Source organism: Campylobacter concisus, assembly GCF_015229965.1.
Taxonomy (GTDB): domain Bacteria; phylum Campylobacterota; class Campylobacteria; order Campylobacterales; family Campylobacteraceae; genus Campylobacter_A; species Campylobacter_A concisus_BD.
In genome coordinates this window covers 46,899-62,685 of record NZ_JAAKZB010000007.1, presented here as the reverse complement: position 1 = coordinate 62,685, position 15,787 = coordinate 46,899, and the positions used below count along the sequence as shown (strand labels likewise).

Sequence of the window (15,787 nt, the reverse complement as noted above, 5' to 3'; positions counted from 1 at the left end):
ATTTTTTTGCAGTTACATCAAGCAAGCGAGCTTAGCATCCTTGTCGTTTTGGCATTTATCGTCTTTGCCTCGCCTTATATTTCTAAAATTTTACGCATACCAGTCGCACCTGCTGAGATACTACTTGGAGCGGTTGCTGGCTATATCGGAGTTGTCGGCGAAAACGAGATGTTTAAGCTCATCAGCGAAGTTGGCTTTTTCTTTTTGATGTTTCTAGCTGGCATGGAGATCGATCTTAGGATGCTAATAAACATCGACCGTAAAATTTTGCGCCTTGGGCTCATCTATCTAGCGCTCATCTACGCTCTAGCCACAGCTTTGACGCTAGGACTTGAGCTTAGTCTGCTTTACATCATCATCATCCCTATAATGGCCGTTGGCATGATATTTACGCTATTTAAGGAGTATGGCAAGCAGCAAGAGTGGCTAAATTTAAGCATGCTAATAGCAACTATCGGCGAGCTTTTAAGCATCACGCTTCTAACATTTACCGCTGCTTACTTGCAGTTTGGAGCGAGTATAAATTTATGGCTAACGATTGGCTATTTGATCCTATTTTTGGCCATTAGCGTGCTTAGTTTTAAAATTTTGGACGTGCTTTTTTGGTGGTATCCGGGGCTTAAAGTGGTGCTCATGCCACACTACGACAAGGACGAGAAGGACATCAGACTTTGCATCGCGGTATTTTTCACGATGATAGCTTTGATGCTATATCTAAATTTAGAGGTCGCCTTTGGTGCGTTTATCGCAGGTATGTTTATCACGACATTTTTTGATCACAAAAAGGACTTGCCACACAAGCTTTCAAGCTTTGGATTTGGCTTTTTGGTGCCGATATTTTTCATCCACATAGGCTCTACTTTCAAGCTTTCAAGCTTAGGATCTAGCGAAGTGATAAAGGATGCTATTTTTATATTTTTAGCGATGCTTGGCACCAGAGTTGTATCTAGTTTGCTCTTTTTGGGCAAGCTTGGCTTTAGAGGGATATTTTTATTTTCAGTTTCGCAGTCTATGCCGCTCACTCTTTTGATCGCAGTTGCTACTATCGCACACAAATCAGGCGAGATAAGTGACTATTCTTACTCATCTTTCATCCTAGCAAGCCTCGCACAAGCTATAATAGGAGCTATAATCATCAAAATTTTAATGCAATCAAAAAGCAAGGAGTAAAAATGTCATCAAATACAGCCACACTAATCGACAACCGAACTGGAAAAAGCTATGAATTTCCTATCCTAAAAGGCACTATGGGGCCAGACGTCATCGATATATCGACCTTCTTTAGCGACACTGGGATGTTTACCTTTGACAGGGGCTACACCTCAACTGCGATGTGCCGCTCAGCCATAACCTACATCGATGGCCTAAAGGGCGAGCTCATGTATAGAGGCTACGACATCGCCTACTTGGCTGAAAATAAGACATTTTTAGACGTTGCCTACCTGCTTTTAAACAAAGAGCTACCAACTAGCGAGCAATACGCAAGCTTTAAAGATGAGCTCAAAAAAAGAAGCTTCATACACGAGGGCATGATGAAGCTCTTTGACGCATTTCCAGACAAGGCGCATCCTATGGCGATCTTGCAAGCAGCGGTCTCAGCGCTAAGTGCCTTTTACTCAGACCACCTAAATATGGATAAACCTGAAGAGTACCACGAGATGGCTATGAGGATAATCGCCAAGATCCCAACGATAGCGGCCTTTAGCTACCGCTACTCACGCGGACTTCCTATCATCTATCCAAATTTAGATCGTGGCTTTACTGAAAATTTTCTCTACATGATGAGGGGCTATCCATACGAGCACGTCGATCTTAAGCCTATTGAGATAAAGGCGCTTGATACGGTCTTTATGCTACACGCTGATCACGAGCAAAATGCCTCAACTACAACCGTTAGAACCGTTGGCTCTACGCACGCGCACCCATACGCATGTATAAGTGCAGGTATCGGCGCACTTTGGGGCTGGGCTCATGGCGGAGCAAACGAGGGTGTCATCCGCCAGCTTGAAGAGATCGGCTCGGTCGCAAACGTCGATAAATACATCGCTAGAGCAAAGGATAAGAACGATCCATTTAGGCTAATGGGCTTTGGTCACAGGGTCTATAAAAACTTTGACCCGCGCGCAAAAGTGCTCAAAAAAATGAGAGATCAGCTGATGGATGAGATCGGCATTAGCTCAGAGCTCATAAAGATCGCCAACCGCATCGAAGAGATCGCGCTAAATGATGACTACTTTGTAAGTAGAAATTTATATCCAAACGTCGATTTTCACTCAGGACTCATTCTAAAAGCGCTTGGCATACCAAATAATATGTTTGCCGTCATTTTCGTGATCGGCAGGACGCCAGGCTGGATCAGCCAGTGGATCGAGCTAAAAGAGCAAGACACTATAAAGATCGTCCGTCCAAGACAGCTCTACGTTGGAGAGACAAACAGAACACCAAAATGAGCGAGCTTTTAAATTTAGCCATCAAGGCAGCCATCAGCGCTGGGGGTGAGATAATGAAATTTTACTCATCTAATAGCCAGGCGCTTAAAGTCTGCCTAAAAGATGACAGCTCGCCGCTAACTAGCGCTGATCTAGCGGCAAATGAGGTGATACTAAAAGAGCTAAGCAAAAGCGGGATAAAAATTTGCTCTGAAGAGAGCATCTTGCAAGATAGCGACAAAGACGAGTTTTGGCTAGTAGATCCCCTTGATGGCACGAAAGAATTTTTAGCTAGAAATGGCGAATTTTGCGTTTGTATAGCGCTTATAAAAGAGGCTAGGCCGGTGCTTGGCGTCATTTTTATCCCAGTTAGTAAAGAGCTTTTTTACGCTGATGAAAACGGCGCTTTTAAAGAAATTTTAGGTGCAAATGATGAGGTCGTAGAAAAACAAGATCTAAATGAAAAAGCTAAAAGCTTAAATAACTTCATCTTTTCAAGCAGAAGAGGCGAGACGAAGAGGGCTACGCTTATAAGAGATAGCTTAAATTTAGAGCAAAAATGCATCGGATCTGCCATTAAATTTTGCCGTTTAGCCGAGCTTGGCGGGATATATGTGAGATTTAGCCCTAGCTATCTTTGGGACAATGCTGCAGGCGAGGCGATAGTGAAATTTAGCGGTGGCAAGGTCTTAAACGCTAGCGACAGATGCGAGCCAAGCTACAAGCTAGCTGATCTAAAAAGCCCATTTTACGTAGCTTTTGGCAAAAATGCTTTGAGCTTAGAGGATGAAGTTTTTAGGCTGATAGAGCAGGGCAGATAAGGCTACTTGCACCTTATCTCACCACTCATCTTTAAAAATGCGCTCTCGTTTTGCTCTAAAAATTTATTTGCCGCTTCTAAATCTTGAAATTTATCTTTTAGCCTAATCACTAAAGTGCCACATTTTAGCTCTCTAGCTCGCTCTAAACTGGCATCAAAGCTTTGCGTTAGATCATTTACGCTTTTTATCAAAAGATCGTTTTTGCCTAGATCTTTTACGCTAAATTTAGCGTGTCTCTCGGCTCTTACTGCGCCAAGATAGTTTGCGACTTTAGCGTTACTTATGTAGATGAAAACTCCCTCACGCAAGTTGCTGCTAAATGCCACTGCATCATCTTGCTCAAGTATCTTTGCAAGCTCTTCGCCGCCGTAGTTTAGGCTACTTTTAAGATTTAGTTTTTTCACGCTTGGCTTGCTAGCACAACCTGCTAGAAATATACAAAATATAAGAGCTAAAAACTTTCTCATCGCTTAAATCTTTATTCTATCTCTTCAAATGCAAAACCAATGCTTAGAATTATGGATAGTTTTTTTACATACTCTTTTGCATGTACTGCAAGATATTTTTGATCTTTTTCATTTACAAGATTTAACTTGCCAGCTTTTATTTTTTTTATCACCTTATTGACTATATCAGCTTCCGTATTTTTCCCATTAAACTCAAGAATGATGTCAAAGTCTTCTTGCAAGAAGTTTGATTCACTAAAATTTAACTCATTAGCAAAAACAATATCTTTTTCGACCCCATTTTTAGAAAAATACCTCATGTAAGGTATAAGAGCTTTTTTTAATCTAGTCTTTCCGGGTTCATATTTGATATCTAGAAATTCTTTAGTTCCAACTATTGCCTCATCAAAAACACTTGAAAGCACTCTTATAAAAGCAGTATAGACATTGAGCTTATCTTCTGGTAAAACTTCTAAAATCTGAGAAAGATTTATGCTTGCTGGGTACATCTTATGAAATACTTCACAAAGCCATGATACATCTTGTGGCATAGCCTTATCCTGGTTTGCACTAACCCACATATTACCGACTTTTTTAAAGTTTACAGCAACATTTATCTTTGCTATGTCGCTTGGCCCTATGTGTTTTTCTTTCACAAGCTCGTAAGCTTCCTTATGTACTATTAGGCTCTGTCTAAAAGGCCTCATGTTTAATGTATCAAAAAATTGCTCACTTTGTATACGATCACCAAAATGCTTCTTCTTAAAATCATCAACAAGATTATTTCCAAAATCTGGCGCAAAAATATCATTAAGATCACTTTCGCAAAGATAAGCCAAATCAAATTTATCTATTTTGTTACAAAAATCTTTAAAGTAAAATGGATCATTTATCTCTTCTAAAAATTCATGAGCTATATAATTATCACTATTTTCAAGGATATTATCTATTTTAGATATAAGCGATTTTGCAGGTATAGCTTTTTCAAATGCCTCACTATCTCTATTTAATAGCACCTTCTTAAAGACCAAAAGTGCTTCTTTTGCTGATTGTAATTTATCTCTTATTCCTTCTTTTTTTTCTGCAGCAAGCAGCATAAGATCACGCACTACATCTTTTATCTTCCAGCCTGGGTATGTGTTATAAGAGATAAACGCCACGCCGTTTTGACTTAAATTTTCTCTTACGACCTTTAAAATAGCATCTTTCACAAAGTCAGGCACCCAGCTAAAGACGCCGTGAGCGATGATGTAGTCAAATTTCTCATCACTTTTAAACTCGCAGATATCGCCGTGGATTAGCTCTAAATTGCTTAGTCCTATCTCTTTTACGATCTCTTTTCCTCGCCTTATTTGCTCGCCGCTAAGATCGATGCCAACTACTCTTGCGTTCTCATTATTTACGGCAAATGGGATCAAATTTCCACCAAAACTGCACCCTATCTCCAAAACTTTTGCGTTTTTGCAAGGTTGCGGGTTGATGCCAAGAAGTGTGGCGCAAGCCTCTAGTTTATAGGGCGATGACTGCGCAAATGCTGCTGATTTATATGTTAGTTCGTCATAAGACTTTTCGATCTTGCTATTTTTGTCCATTTTCTATCCTTAGTAGTCTTCGTTTTTTATCTTCTCCAGCATATTTTTAGCGTCGTTTTCGGGTTCATCAACGATATATGCGCGCCTTATATTGCCACCTTTTATGATAAGTGTTTGACGAAAGTAAAATTTATGCCCATTTGAAGCTGCAAATACAGGTAGTTCAAGCGCGCGCTCTAGCATAAACTCGCTATCATTTAAAAACATCACGCCAGTTGCGGTCTCTTCTTCAAATTTCTTTTGAGCCGCGATATCTTGGGAGCCAATAGCTACTACCATAAAGCCAAGATCGTTAAATTCTTTAAGAAGTTTTTTGTAGTTTATCGCTTGCTTGGTGCAACCCTTCATGCCCGCAGTTTTTTGTAGCTGCTCGCTTAAAAGCTCGAAGTCCTCACCTATCTTTGGATAGATAAAAACCACGCAGTTGTGGATCCTTGCAAAGGCTGAAAAGTCAAATTCTTTACCGTCTAAAGTCCTTAGATAGATGCTTGTAGGCACTTTTATCATGTTTCGTCCTTTAAAAATTTTATCTATTATATATCTTTAAGCTTTTTTAGAATTTAAGAGATAGACGACAAAAAGAACGAAAAAGCTAATTATGAGCATCAAAAGTGCATAGATGTGAGCTTTGGTATAGTCAAGCATCTCAACCGCTTCAAATATCGCGATACTAGCGACCTTGCTCTCACCAGCCACGCTGCCACCTATCATCAAAACCACGCCAAACTCGCCCATCGTATGAGCAAAACTAACGACGATCGCGGTTAGTAAATTTGATCTGATACTTGGCAAGATGACCCTAAAAATGGTCGTAAGCCTACTTTTACCAAGGCTGTAGCTCGCCTCAAAAAGGCTCTTTTTTAGGCTATTTAACCCAGCGTAAATGGGCCCAAACATAAATGGCAGCGAGTAGATGCAGCTTGCTACAACAAGGCCCGTGAAGTTAAAAACTAGCCTCACGCCAAAGAGTTCTTCTATAAATTTGCCAAAGGCCGAGTAGGGCGAGAGAAAAATGAGCAGATAAAAGCCAAGAACGCTTGGCGGTAGTACCAAAGGCAGCGAGATGATGGACTCTAAAAATGCCTTACCAAAGAATTTCTTTTGCGACATAAAGTATGCCAGTGCTACGCAGAAGAAAAATAGTATAAAGGTCGTGATAAAAGAGAGCTTTAGCGAGAGCCAAAATGGCTCGTAATCAATATTTGCTAGCTCGCTCATCATGCTTTTACCAAATTTACGCCAAAGGCTTTTGTGCTAACCACGACTGTGTCGCCAGCTCTTAGCCCACTAGCCTCTGCGCTACTTAGCACGACCTCGCAAATTTGGCGGTTTATTAGCACGCTTGCCACAAAAATGGCGTCACGCTTTTTGATCTCTAAAATTTTAGCGTTAAATGCAAATTTCTGCGATCCTGCACTTTTTAAAAATATCTCACTCGCACTGCCAGACCTCGAAATTTTGCCATTTTCAAGGACAAAAACCTTGCTGCAAAGCTTGTAAATTTCAGCTATGTCGTGACTTACTAAGATAACGCTCATCTTAAACTCATCGTTAAGCGCTAGTAAATAGTCTTGCAGCTTCTCGCGCATAGCGTTATCTAGGGCACTTAGTGGCTCATCTAGCAGTAAAATTTCTGGCTTTCTCATCACCGCACGAGCAAGTGCCACGCGCTGCTTTTGACCACCTGAAAGTTCGCCTATCTTGGCGTTTTTTAGGCTCTTTAGCTCGCAAATTTCAAGTAGCTTGTTTGCTAAATTTTCATCATTATTTGCAAAAAGCAAATTTTTAAAGACGTTCATATTTTCAAAAAGGGCGTAGTCTTGAAACAAAAAGCCGATATTTCGCTTTTGCGGGGCTAAATTTGTCTTTTCATCAAAAAAGATCTTATCTGCAACCTTTATCACGCCACTTTGTGGGGTTTCAAAGCCAGCGATGAGCCTTAAAATCGTAGTCTTACCTCCGCCACTTGCTCCATAAAGTGCGACAAACTCGCCACTTTCAAAGGTAAGCTCGGCCTCAAGCGTAAATTTACCGTCGCCGCCATTTAGCTCTTTTTTGCATGAAATTTCTATCATTTTTAAGCGCTTATGTGGATACTTGTTGATTTAACGTAGGCAAATACCTCTTCGCCTACCGCTAAATTTAGCCCTTTTAGAGCGTGATCTGAGATGATAGCCTCAAAGCAAAGCTGCTCACACTTTAGGCTAACTATGCTTAAAATTTCGCCGTGATTTATGCCAGCGACCTCGCATTTTAGCTCATTTTTAAGCGAACTAGCCTCAAGTCTAAGCCTTGATAGGACGACGTCTGAGCTTTTGAAATTTAAGCTCACCTCATCATTTAGAGCAAATTTGCTAGCCTCATTTAAGGCTAGCATATATAAATTTATCCCTAAATTTAGGCACTCAAGCTCAAAAAAGCTGACCCCATCTTTAGAAGAAATTTGAGCGATCTTTGCTTTTATCATTTAGCTGGGACGTTGTAGCCAAATTTCTTGAAAATTTCTCTTGCCTTTTCGCCCAAGATAAACTCATAAAATGCCTTCGCATCAGCGTTATTTTCAGCGCGTTTTAAGAGCACGATGCCTTGATCGATCGGAGTGTAGAGCTCTTGAGGCACGAAGATGTAGTTAGTGCCCTCTTTGTATTTTGCCATTTTCTCGCTAAAAAGCGCGCTAGCAGCGATAAAACCAACATCTGAAGCACTTAGTGCCTGAGAAAGTGTCTCAGAAATTTTTTGAGCATAGACGATGTTTTTCTCCACTTCGTCATAAAGTTTTGCATTTTTAAGAGCCTCGATGCTAGCCTTGCCGTAAGGTGCGGTTTCTGGGTTTGCTACCGAGATCGCTTTTAGGCCGCGAACCACTTCGATGCCCTTTTTAAAATCCACATCTCTTATAGAAAAGATCGCCAAAGCTCCTTGAGCATAAACTTTTGGAGCAGCCACTGCAAAGCCTGTGTCGTAGGCTTTTTGCGCAAAGCCCATATCAGCAGCCATGAAGATATCAGCTGGGGCTGAGTTTTGTATCTGCGTGACAAGGCCGCCGCTTGCGCCAAGAGTTAGGTTGATCTTAGCGTTTGGATGAAGCTTGTTAAACTCTTTTATAAGCTCAGGAAACGCATAGGTCGTGTTTGCTGCGGCATAGACATTTACCTCTGCGCCAAAGGCGTTTATAGCTAGCAACGCCGCCACACATAGAAATTTAAAAACCTTTTTCATTTATACTCCTATTATGATTTGAGATGATTTTACTATTGCTAAAAGCGTGTCGCCAACGCCTATTTGCATATCCATCGCGCTATCTTTTGTGATGATGGCAGTTAAGGTCTGCTCGTCACTTAGTTTTAGCGTGACTTCGGCATTTACAGCGCCTATCTTTGCCTCGATGACCTCGCCTTTTAGCTGATTTTTAGTGCTTATTTTTATATCAAGATCTTTTGCGAGAATGACTGCTGGTGCTTTAAAGATGAAAACTACCTTTTGACCCACTTTTAGACCTAAATTTTTCTCGCTCTCAACTGTTATGGTCGCTTCAAGCGTGTTGCCATTGCTTAGCTTTGCAACAATCTCAGAATTTACAGCGCCTCTATTTATACTAACGATCTCGCATGAGAGCTGGTTTCTAGCGCTTAAATTCATGCTCATCCTTTGAAGGTTTATGATATCAACATCTTCAAAATCAACCTTTTGACAAATTTTTTGCAAAAAGTCCTTTTGTGTCTCGAGGATAGCGTCGTAAATTTTTATCAGTTTTTTGGCATATGGGCTAAGCTCTGAGCCGCTATTTTTCTTGTTGCCATCAGCTCTTATGATGAGAGGCTTGCTGCTTTTGTTATTTATCGTATCTAAGCAGTCCCAAGCGTTTTTATATGATATGCCGACAACCTCAGCCGCTTTTGTGATACTTTTTGTCTCTTTTATAGCCTTAAGTAGCGCTATATGCTTTGCTAAAACCTGCGTATCTTCGCCCAGAAATAGCTCTAAATTTATATCTGCTTTCAAATTTTTAACCTCTAAATATATAATAATAATTTGCAAAGTATATCTAATTATATTAATTCACAAGCTTAAAATTACAAATTTTCTTTAATTTCTTGTAAAGTTTCAAGAGGATAAAATCAAGCCGTATTTTATAAATAAATTTTAAGGTTTTATGATGAAATTTTTGCTTGCTATCTTTTGTAGCCTGCTTTTAGCCTGTGCCAGTGCCGATATAAACGCGACTAATGGCAATGAAAATGATGACTTTGATGTTGAATTTGAGGCAAGAAGTGACGTTTTTGACCCACTTAGTGGCTATAACAGGGTGATGACAAATGTAAATGACTTTATCTACATAAATATGCTAACTCCAGTGGCAAAAGGCTACGCTTATGTCGTGCCAGCTACGGCTAGAACGATGGTTGCAAATTTCTTTGACAACCTTCTTTTTCCAGTGCGTTTTGTAAATAACTTGCTTCAGTTTAAATTTCAAAACGCCGGCGAAGAGACTTTGCGCTTTTTGGCAAACACGATAATTGGCTTTGGAGGGCTAACAGACGGGGCAAAATACTATGATCTTAAGCCTCACAACGAGGACTTTAGACAAACCCTTGGCTACTGGGGGCTAGGAAGCGGTTTTCACATCGTTTGGCCTTTGCTTGGACCATCAAATTTAAGAGATACTGGAGGCCTAGTTGGAGACTATTTTGCCGATCCTATTAGCTATGTTGATCCTATGCTTTTGTCAGCTGGCATCCAGTCTTATAGGACGTTTAACAGCTTTGCACAAGACCCAACAGCATATGAAAAACTACGCAAAGACGCGATCGATCTATATCCATTTTTACGCGATGCTTACGAGCAAAGACGCGATAAACTTATCAAGGAGTAAGTATGAAAATTTTTAAAATTATAGCGGCGATTTTACTTTTAGCAACTAGCCTTTTTGCCCTCTCAAAAGAGCAGATAAAGCCTGAGATAGAGGCAAAGACAACAAAGGTGATTGAAATTTTAAAAAATACAAATTTAGACAACAATGCAAAGACAAAGGAGATTTTTGCTCTGCTTGATCCACTATTTGACTACAAGCAAATGGCAAAGATCAGCCTTGGCAAGCGCTACAACAGCCTAAGTGCTGACGAGCAAGCTAAATTTGACGCTGCATTTGAGCAAAAGCTAAAAAGCTCATATATCGACAAACTCTTAGGCTACAAAGACCAACAGATCCACATCACTGGAGAGAGTGAGCCTCAAAAAAATAGATACTGGCTCACATCTGAGCTTCTAAATGACGGCAAAAACTATGAATTTGTCTATAAATTTTACGATGCAAAAGAGCGTGGTTGGCTCATTTACGACCTTGATATCGTTGGTGTGAGCATCATTCAAACTTATAGAAGCCAGTTTGGCGACGTGCTAAACAATGGCGATTTTAATACGCTTTTACAAAAACTAAACGAAGCGGTTTTGCCTGATCAAAATAAAACTAATCCTTAATGCGACAAATTTTTAAATTTATCATTGCTAAAAACAAGCTTATTATCTCGCTTGTGCTAGTTCTAAGCGTAGTTTTTGGCTACCTTAGCACAAAGCTTAGCATTGACGCTTCAGCTGAGACCTTGCTACTTGAACATGACCCTGATCTAAAAGCTTATAGACAGATAGCAAAACGCTACGACTCGCCAGGGCTTTTGGTGGTCGCTTTCACCCCAAAAGATGATCTCTTTTCACCTAAAAATTTAGAGCTTATTAAAAATTTAAGCGACGAGCTAGCCAAAAACGATATGGTTAGCAGCGTCATCTCTATCTTAAATGTGCCGCTTCTAAATAGCGTAAAAGGCGGCGTGACTGGCATCTTAGAGCATACGCCAACGCTAAGTGATAGAGATATAAATATCTCAAAAGCAAAGCTTGAGTTTGCAAAAAGTCCTATTTATAGCGGAAATTTGATAAGCAAAGATCTAAAAACCACAGCGATCGCGCTAAATTTAAAGCAAGATGAGAAATTTAACGAGCTTTTAAATGAGCGAAATTTACTTAGCCAAAAAGAGTCAAACGGCACTATCACGCAGGCTGAAAAAGAGAAATTTAAAGCGCTTTTAGCGGAGTTTAAAGCCTACCGAGATGAGCTTAGAAAGAGCGATCACAAAAACCTTGAAGCCATAAAGGCAGCCATCGCTAAATTTAACGCAAATGACGAGCTCTTTTTGGGCGGCGCAAATATGATCGCTGATGATATGATAGGCTTTATAAAGAGCGATCTTTTGGTTTACGGGCTAAGCGTTCTAGCGCTTCTTAGCTTTAGCTTGTGGCTATTTTTTAGGCAGGTTAGATGGATCGTCTTACCGATGTTTATCTGCGCGGTAAGTGCCATTTTTACGACTGGAATTTTTGGTATGTTTGGCTGGGAAGTGACGGTCATTAGCTCAAACTACATCGCACTTCAGCTAATTATCACCATCTCAACTGTCATTCACCTAGTCGTAAGCTACCGAGAATTTTATGCAAAACACCCAAAATACAGCCAAAATCAGCTCATCTATCTGACACTTCGTGACAAATTTTCTCCATCTTTTTGGGCGATATTTACGACAGTCATTGGCTTTAGCTCATTAATGAGTGCCGATATAAAGCCAGTTATCATGCTTGGCATTATGATGAGTGCTGGCATTAGCGTTTCACTCGTGCTTGCATTTTTGCTGTTTGGCTCGGTAAATGCAAATTTAAAGAAGCTTGCCCCTGTTAGGACATTTGAAAACAGCTTTAAATTTACAAAATACTGCGCAAATTTGGCGCTAAATTCAAGAAAGATCATCTACGCAGTTTGCGTACTTGTTGTCTGCTTTGGCGTTTATGGCATCAGTAAGATAAAGGTCGAAAACAGCTTCATTGGCTACTTTAAGGAGAGTACGCAGATCCGCCAAGGCATGCAGATTATCGACACAAAGCTTGGTGGCACGATCCCAGTTGATGTGATAGTGAAATTTAAAGAGAGCGAGCCAAAGAAAGAGGGTGGCGAAGAAAAAGATGACTTTGAAAGTGAGTTTGAAAACGACGCAAAGAGCGCAAAATACTGGTTTAACAGCTACCACACAAGAGTTGCAGAAAAAGTTCACGACTATCTAAAAGAGCAAAATTTTGTAGGCAACGTAAGCTCTCTTGCAACGCTTATAAAGGCGATAAAAGAGCTAAATAACGGCGTTAGTGATGATTTTTTGCTAGCTGCGATGTATGAGAAGCTACCACTTGAGTATAAAACTATCTTGCTAAGTCCTTATGTAAGCGTCGAAAACGACGAGCTTAGATTTAGCCTAAGGATCGTTGATAGCGATCCAAAGCTTAGGCGAAATGAGTTTTTAAAAGAGCTTAAGGCTGGGCTTGCAGAGCTTACCAAAAATGATAACGTAAACATAGAAGTTGCCGGTATGATGGTGCTTTATAACAATATGCTTCAAAATTTGCTTAGCTCGCAGGTTGATACATTTGGACTAACGGTTGCGATACTTTTTGTTATATTTTGCTTTGTTTTTAGAAGTATCAAGCTAGCAACCATCGCCATTGTTTCAAATTTGATCCCGCTTTGCACGCTCTTTGGCGTGATGGGATTTTTTGGCATACCGCTTGATGTGATGAGCATTACGATAGCTGCCATTAGTATAGGTATCGGCGTTGATGATATCATCCACTACATCCACCGCTTCAAAGAGGAGCTGCTTACAAAGGACGTTTTTGAAAGCATTAAGGCTGCGCACGCTAGCATAGGATACGCGATGTATTACACCTCATTTACCATTTTTCTTGGCTTTAGCGTGATGATAACTAGCAACTTTATACCAACAATTTATTTTGGCTTGCTAACCGATCTTGTTATGGTATTTATGCTGCTTGGTGCGCTCATCATCTTGCCAAGTTTGATAGCAAGCTTTGTGAAAAAGCGCGAGGTATAAATTTATTTGATAACTTTGATAAACGAATAGACATCAGCCACGCCGTCAATGTGCTTAGCGTACCAAATGGCGTGCTTTTCTTGCTCGATACTATCTACCACACCGCTAAAAACAACGTCACAGCCAACGATGCTAACACGCACATTTGTGCCCTCAACGACGCTATCTTTAAAGAGATTTTGCTTTAAATTTGCAAGTATGCTCAGGCTATCGCACGGATACTCGCTCTTTTTTACCCTAAGATAGGTGTAAATTTTTCGCACTCCGTCCGTGCTTTTGGCAAGCTCAACTAGCTTATCTCCTAACTCTTTGCTATCAACAAGCCCTATGAGATAGGCATCGCCATAAAAGACCTCTATCTCGATGTCGATGTTGCTGAGCCCTTTTGAAAACAAAATTTTGCTTTGTAGCTTGCTTTGGATAAATTTATCACGTGAGATCGAGTAGATACCGCGTTTATCGCGAGAAATGGAGTATGCGTCATATACATTTAGTGGCGCTGTTGCTGGGGTGAGGACTGAGGAGCAAGAGCAAAAAAATAAGACCAAAAATGCAAAAACGCTAAATTTAGAAATCATAAATCCTTTTGTAATTTCAAAAAGTTTATAGAAAATGGGCTAAAATTTATCTAAATCTGCTAAAATAACGCTCACGGAGGATAAAGTAATCTGGTGATGCTCACGGGCTTCAAACCCGATGACTGGGCGGTTGACCGTCTGGTGGGGAGTTCGATTCTCTCATCCTCTCGCCACTTTTGCTTCTTTTAAATTTCTACTTTTTTAAATTATCTGTTTTTATGATTTTAGGCGCAGTTAGCTAGTAAATTTTAAAAATAATGGTCGCAAATTTAAACCATGGTCTTTAAATTTAAAGTTTAAATTTTTATATCCAAAATGTGTGGCTCTTCGCTCTCTTCTTCGCTATCAAGCTCGTCTTCAAAGACCTCTTCATCTTTGGCTTTTGCGTTTTGCTCTTCGTTCTCAAACTCGCTTGCCTCTTCTTCACTCTTTTGACGCTCGTGCTCTTTTTCAGGGTCTATTTTATATGACTCCTCCATCGGACGCACCTCTTTGATCTCTTCGTTTTGCTGGGTGGCTAGCTCAGATGCCATTAGCGCTTGCATGTCAAAGCGTGCTTGCTGATTTGCATGCACCTGCGAGACGACTGGGGCGTTTTGGTTGATGAAGTTGCTGTTTCCTAAAGGTGTTACCGCCATTTTTAGCCTTTATTTATGATGATCGTTTTGTAGTTTGTGTAAGTGACGTTTGCGCCATTTTCACGCCTTAAATTTTCACGTTTAGTGTAATCCACCTCGTATCTGCCAGCTCCTTTTACGCTAAATTCCACGCAAAATTTAGCAGCCATTTCTAGCACGTCTTCTGGCACTTTGCTCTTGTTTGTTTTTATGATGACGTGAGCGCTTGGGGCGTCTTTTAGATGAAGCCAGATGTCGTCTTTTTTAGCAAGATCAAGTAAATTTATATTACCTTTTTCGTTTCTGCCAACTAAAATTTTAAACTCTCTAACATAGAAAATTTCAGCATTTTCGCTCACATCTTTTATCTGTCTCTCTCTTTGTTTTGCCTTGTTTTTTGGGCTTAAAATTTCAAGCTCGTAAGCATTATTTGCCTCTTTTAAAAGCGACTTTAGCCCTTCTAAAAACTCGATCTTTTCGCTTAAATTTCTCTTTTCTATCTCCACACCAAGGGCTTTTGCACGTAGCTTTTTTGATCTTGAGTAAAATTCATTTGCGCTATTTTTTGGCGTATCGTTAAGAGTTAGTTTTATCTCATTGCCGTTAAAATCATTAAGAGAAATTTCTCTCTCATAGCCCTTAAAATTTGCCAAATTTGCAAGCAAAAGTGTGCCGTAGTTTGCAAACTCCTCGCTCTTTTTCATAAGCTCATCTTTATCTTCAAGCGAGTTTAAAATTTCACTCATGCTATCTATCTTTTTTTGCACGCTAGCAAGCTTTGCCTCTTTTAAGCTAGCTATCCTATCCTCGTTTATCCTAGCTGCTTCACTTTTAAAAAATACCTCAAAGTCAGTTATCGGCTCGCACGGCTTTTCTTTGATGGCGATGGCTGGCAGCTCTTTTAAAACCTCGCCAGTTTCTATCTTGCGGTAGCTATTATCAATATGTCTTAGCGCCTCGATGATCACGCTATTTTCATCAGTTATCACGGCGTTTGTAAAGCGGCCAGTAAATTCAAGATAAAGGATAAAATTTTCGCTTTTATATGAGCCACTTTGCGTGCAGGTAAATTTTAAAATTCTATTGTCTTTTAGGCACTCGACGCTTTTTATATGCGAGGCGTTAAAGCGCTTTTTTAGGACATTATCAAAGGGTGCTTGATAAATTTTCGCCTCTTTTAGCTCATCATCTTTATAGATAGCAGAGTTTGACTTATTTAGATCAAAAATGATCTTTTCGCCGCTAAATTCGATAAGTATAGCCATGTCGCTTACGCGCTTTGCCTGGCTTATCTTTTTAAATTTTGATAGATAATTTGCTATTTGAACTAAATGTGCGTACTTCATGCGGGGATTATATCAGAAATGTTGCAAAAA

Annotated in this window: 17 protein-coding genes and 1 tRNA gene; 7 read left to right on the top strand and 11 right to left on the bottom strand. The window is 40.0% G+C overall.

Going from position 1 to position 15,787, the window contains the following annotated elements:
- Positions 1-6: 6 nt before the first annotated feature.
- Genes G6W43_RS04580 through G6W43_RS04570 form a run of 3 tightly spaced genes read left to right on the top strand, consistent with a single transcriptional unit; the run spans position 7 to position 3,250 of the window.
- Positions 7-1,170, top strand: coding sequence for a cation:proton antiporter (locus G6W43_RS04580; protein ID WP_002940802.1), 1,164 nt, complete (start codon positions 7-9; stop codon positions 1,168-1,170).
- Positions 1,171-1,172: 2 nt separating this feature from the next.
- Positions 1,173-2,450, top strand: coding sequence for a citrate synthase (locus G6W43_RS04575; RefSeq protein ID WP_103610658.1), 1,278 nt, complete (start codon positions 1,173-1,175; stop codon positions 2,448-2,450).
- Positions 2,447-3,250 (top strand): 3'(2'),5'-bisphosphate nucleotidase CysQ family protein, encoded by an 804-nt coding sequence (locus G6W43_RS04570; RefSeq protein WP_194169268.1) that lies wholly within the window; start codon positions 2,447-2,449, stop codon positions 3,248-3,250. The genes G6W43_RS04575 and G6W43_RS04570 overlap by 4 nt, the downstream gene beginning before the upstream one ends.
- 2 nt (positions 3,251-3,252) lie before the next feature.
- On the opposite strand, the gene G6W43_RS04565 is transcribed toward G6W43_RS04570, so the two are convergent.
- Genes G6W43_RS04565 through G6W43_RS04530 form a run of 8 tightly spaced genes read right to left on the bottom strand, consistent with a single transcriptional unit; the run spans position 3,253 to position 9,290 of the window.
- Positions 3,253-3,717: a damage-inducible protein gene (locus G6W43_RS04565; RefSeq protein ID WP_194169267.1), complete on the bottom strand. Its 465-nt coding sequence runs from the start codon at positions 3,715-3,717 to the stop codon at positions 3,253-3,255.
- A gap of 11 nt (positions 3,718-3,728) precedes the next feature.
- Positions 3,729-5,288, bottom strand: a complete 1,560-nt coding sequence (locus G6W43_RS04560; RefSeq protein WP_103617670.1) for a class I SAM-dependent methyltransferase — start codon at positions 5,286-5,288, stop codon at positions 3,729-3,731.
- A 9-nt stretch (positions 5,289-5,297) separates the two neighbouring features.
- A complete protein-coding gene (locus tag G6W43_RS04555) occupies positions 5,298-5,795 on the bottom strand; it encodes a redoxin family protein (protein ID WP_103617671.1) in 498 nt (165 codons plus the stop codon).
- A gap of 36 nt (positions 5,796-5,831) precedes the next feature.
- The gene (modB, locus tag G6W43_RS04550) at positions 5,832-6,506 is read right to left on the bottom strand and encodes a molybdate ABC transporter permease subunit (protein ID WP_103617681.1); all 675 of its coding nucleotides are present in this window, start codon (positions 6,504-6,506) and stop codon (positions 5,832-5,834) included.
- Complete coding sequence (locus G6W43_RS04545) at positions 6,506-7,363, bottom strand: sulfate/molybdate ABC transporter ATP-binding protein (RefSeq protein WP_103617672.1); 858 nt, start codon at positions 7,361-7,363, stop codon at positions 6,506-6,508. The genes modB and G6W43_RS04545 overlap by 1 nt, the downstream gene beginning before the upstream one ends.
- 2 nt (positions 7,364-7,365) lie before the next feature.
- Positions 7,366-7,755 (bottom strand): TOBE domain-containing protein, encoded by a 390-nt coding sequence (locus G6W43_RS04540; protein ID WP_107969878.1) that lies wholly within the window; start codon positions 7,753-7,755, stop codon positions 7,366-7,368.
- Entirely contained in the window at positions 7,752-8,507 is a 756-nt protein-coding gene (gene modA, locus G6W43_RS04535) for a molybdate ABC transporter substrate-binding protein (protein ID WP_107969880.1), read from the bottom strand. The genes G6W43_RS04540 and modA overlap by 4 nt, the downstream gene beginning before the upstream one ends.
- The gene (locus G6W43_RS04530) at positions 8,508-9,290 is read right to left on the bottom strand and encodes a TOBE domain-containing protein (protein ID WP_194169266.1); all 783 of its coding nucleotides are present in this window, start codon (positions 9,288-9,290) and stop codon (positions 8,508-8,510) included.
- A gap of 154 nt (positions 9,291-9,444) precedes the next feature.
- Between G6W43_RS04530 and G6W43_RS04525 the strand changes: the two genes are divergently transcribed.
- From G6W43_RS04525 to G6W43_RS04515, 3 genes are read left to right on the top strand one after another with little or no spacing between them, the layout of a single operon-like run.
- The gene (locus tag G6W43_RS04525) at positions 9,445-10,161 is read left to right on the top strand and encodes an MlaA family lipoprotein (RefSeq protein WP_194169265.1); all 717 of its coding nucleotides are present in this window, start codon (positions 9,445-9,447) and stop codon (positions 10,159-10,161) included.
- 2 nt (positions 10,162-10,163) lie between these two features.
- Complete coding sequence (locus G6W43_RS04520) at positions 10,164-10,766, top strand: ABC transporter substrate-binding protein (protein ID WP_107831525.1); 603 nt, start codon at positions 10,164-10,166, stop codon at positions 10,764-10,766.
- Positions 10,766-13,216, top strand: coding sequence for an efflux RND transporter permease subunit (locus G6W43_RS04515; RefSeq protein WP_194169264.1), 2,451 nt, complete (start codon positions 10,766-10,768; stop codon positions 13,214-13,216). The genes G6W43_RS04520 and G6W43_RS04515 overlap by 1 nt, the downstream gene beginning before the upstream one ends.
- 2 nt (positions 13,217-13,218) lie before the next feature.
- Here the strand turns inward: G6W43_RS04515 and G6W43_RS04510 are convergent, their stop codons facing one another.
- Positions 13,219-13,794: a BON domain-containing protein gene (locus G6W43_RS04510; protein WP_002940841.1), complete on the bottom strand. Its 576-nt coding sequence runs from the start codon at positions 13,792-13,794 to the stop codon at positions 13,219-13,221.
- Between the two features lie 75 nt (positions 13,795-13,869).
- Between G6W43_RS04510 and G6W43_RS04505 the strand changes: the two genes are divergently transcribed.
- A tRNA-Sec gene (locus G6W43_RS04505) sits at positions 13,870-13,967 on the top strand.
- A gap of 123 nt (positions 13,968-14,090) precedes the next feature.
- Here the strand turns inward: G6W43_RS04505 and G6W43_RS04500 are convergent.
- Both G6W43_RS04500 and G6W43_RS04495 read right to left on the bottom strand, forming a co-directional pair.
- A complete protein-coding gene (locus tag G6W43_RS04500; protein ID WP_194169263.1) occupies positions 14,091-14,432 on the bottom strand; it encodes a hypothetical protein in 342 nt (113 codons plus the stop codon).
- A gap of 2 nt (positions 14,433-14,434) precedes the next feature.
- Complete coding sequence (locus tag G6W43_RS04495) at positions 14,435-15,757, bottom strand: NFACT RNA binding domain-containing protein (RefSeq protein WP_194169262.1); 1,323 nt, start codon at positions 15,755-15,757, stop codon at positions 14,435-14,437.
- Positions 15,758-15,787 lie beyond the last annotated feature (30 nt).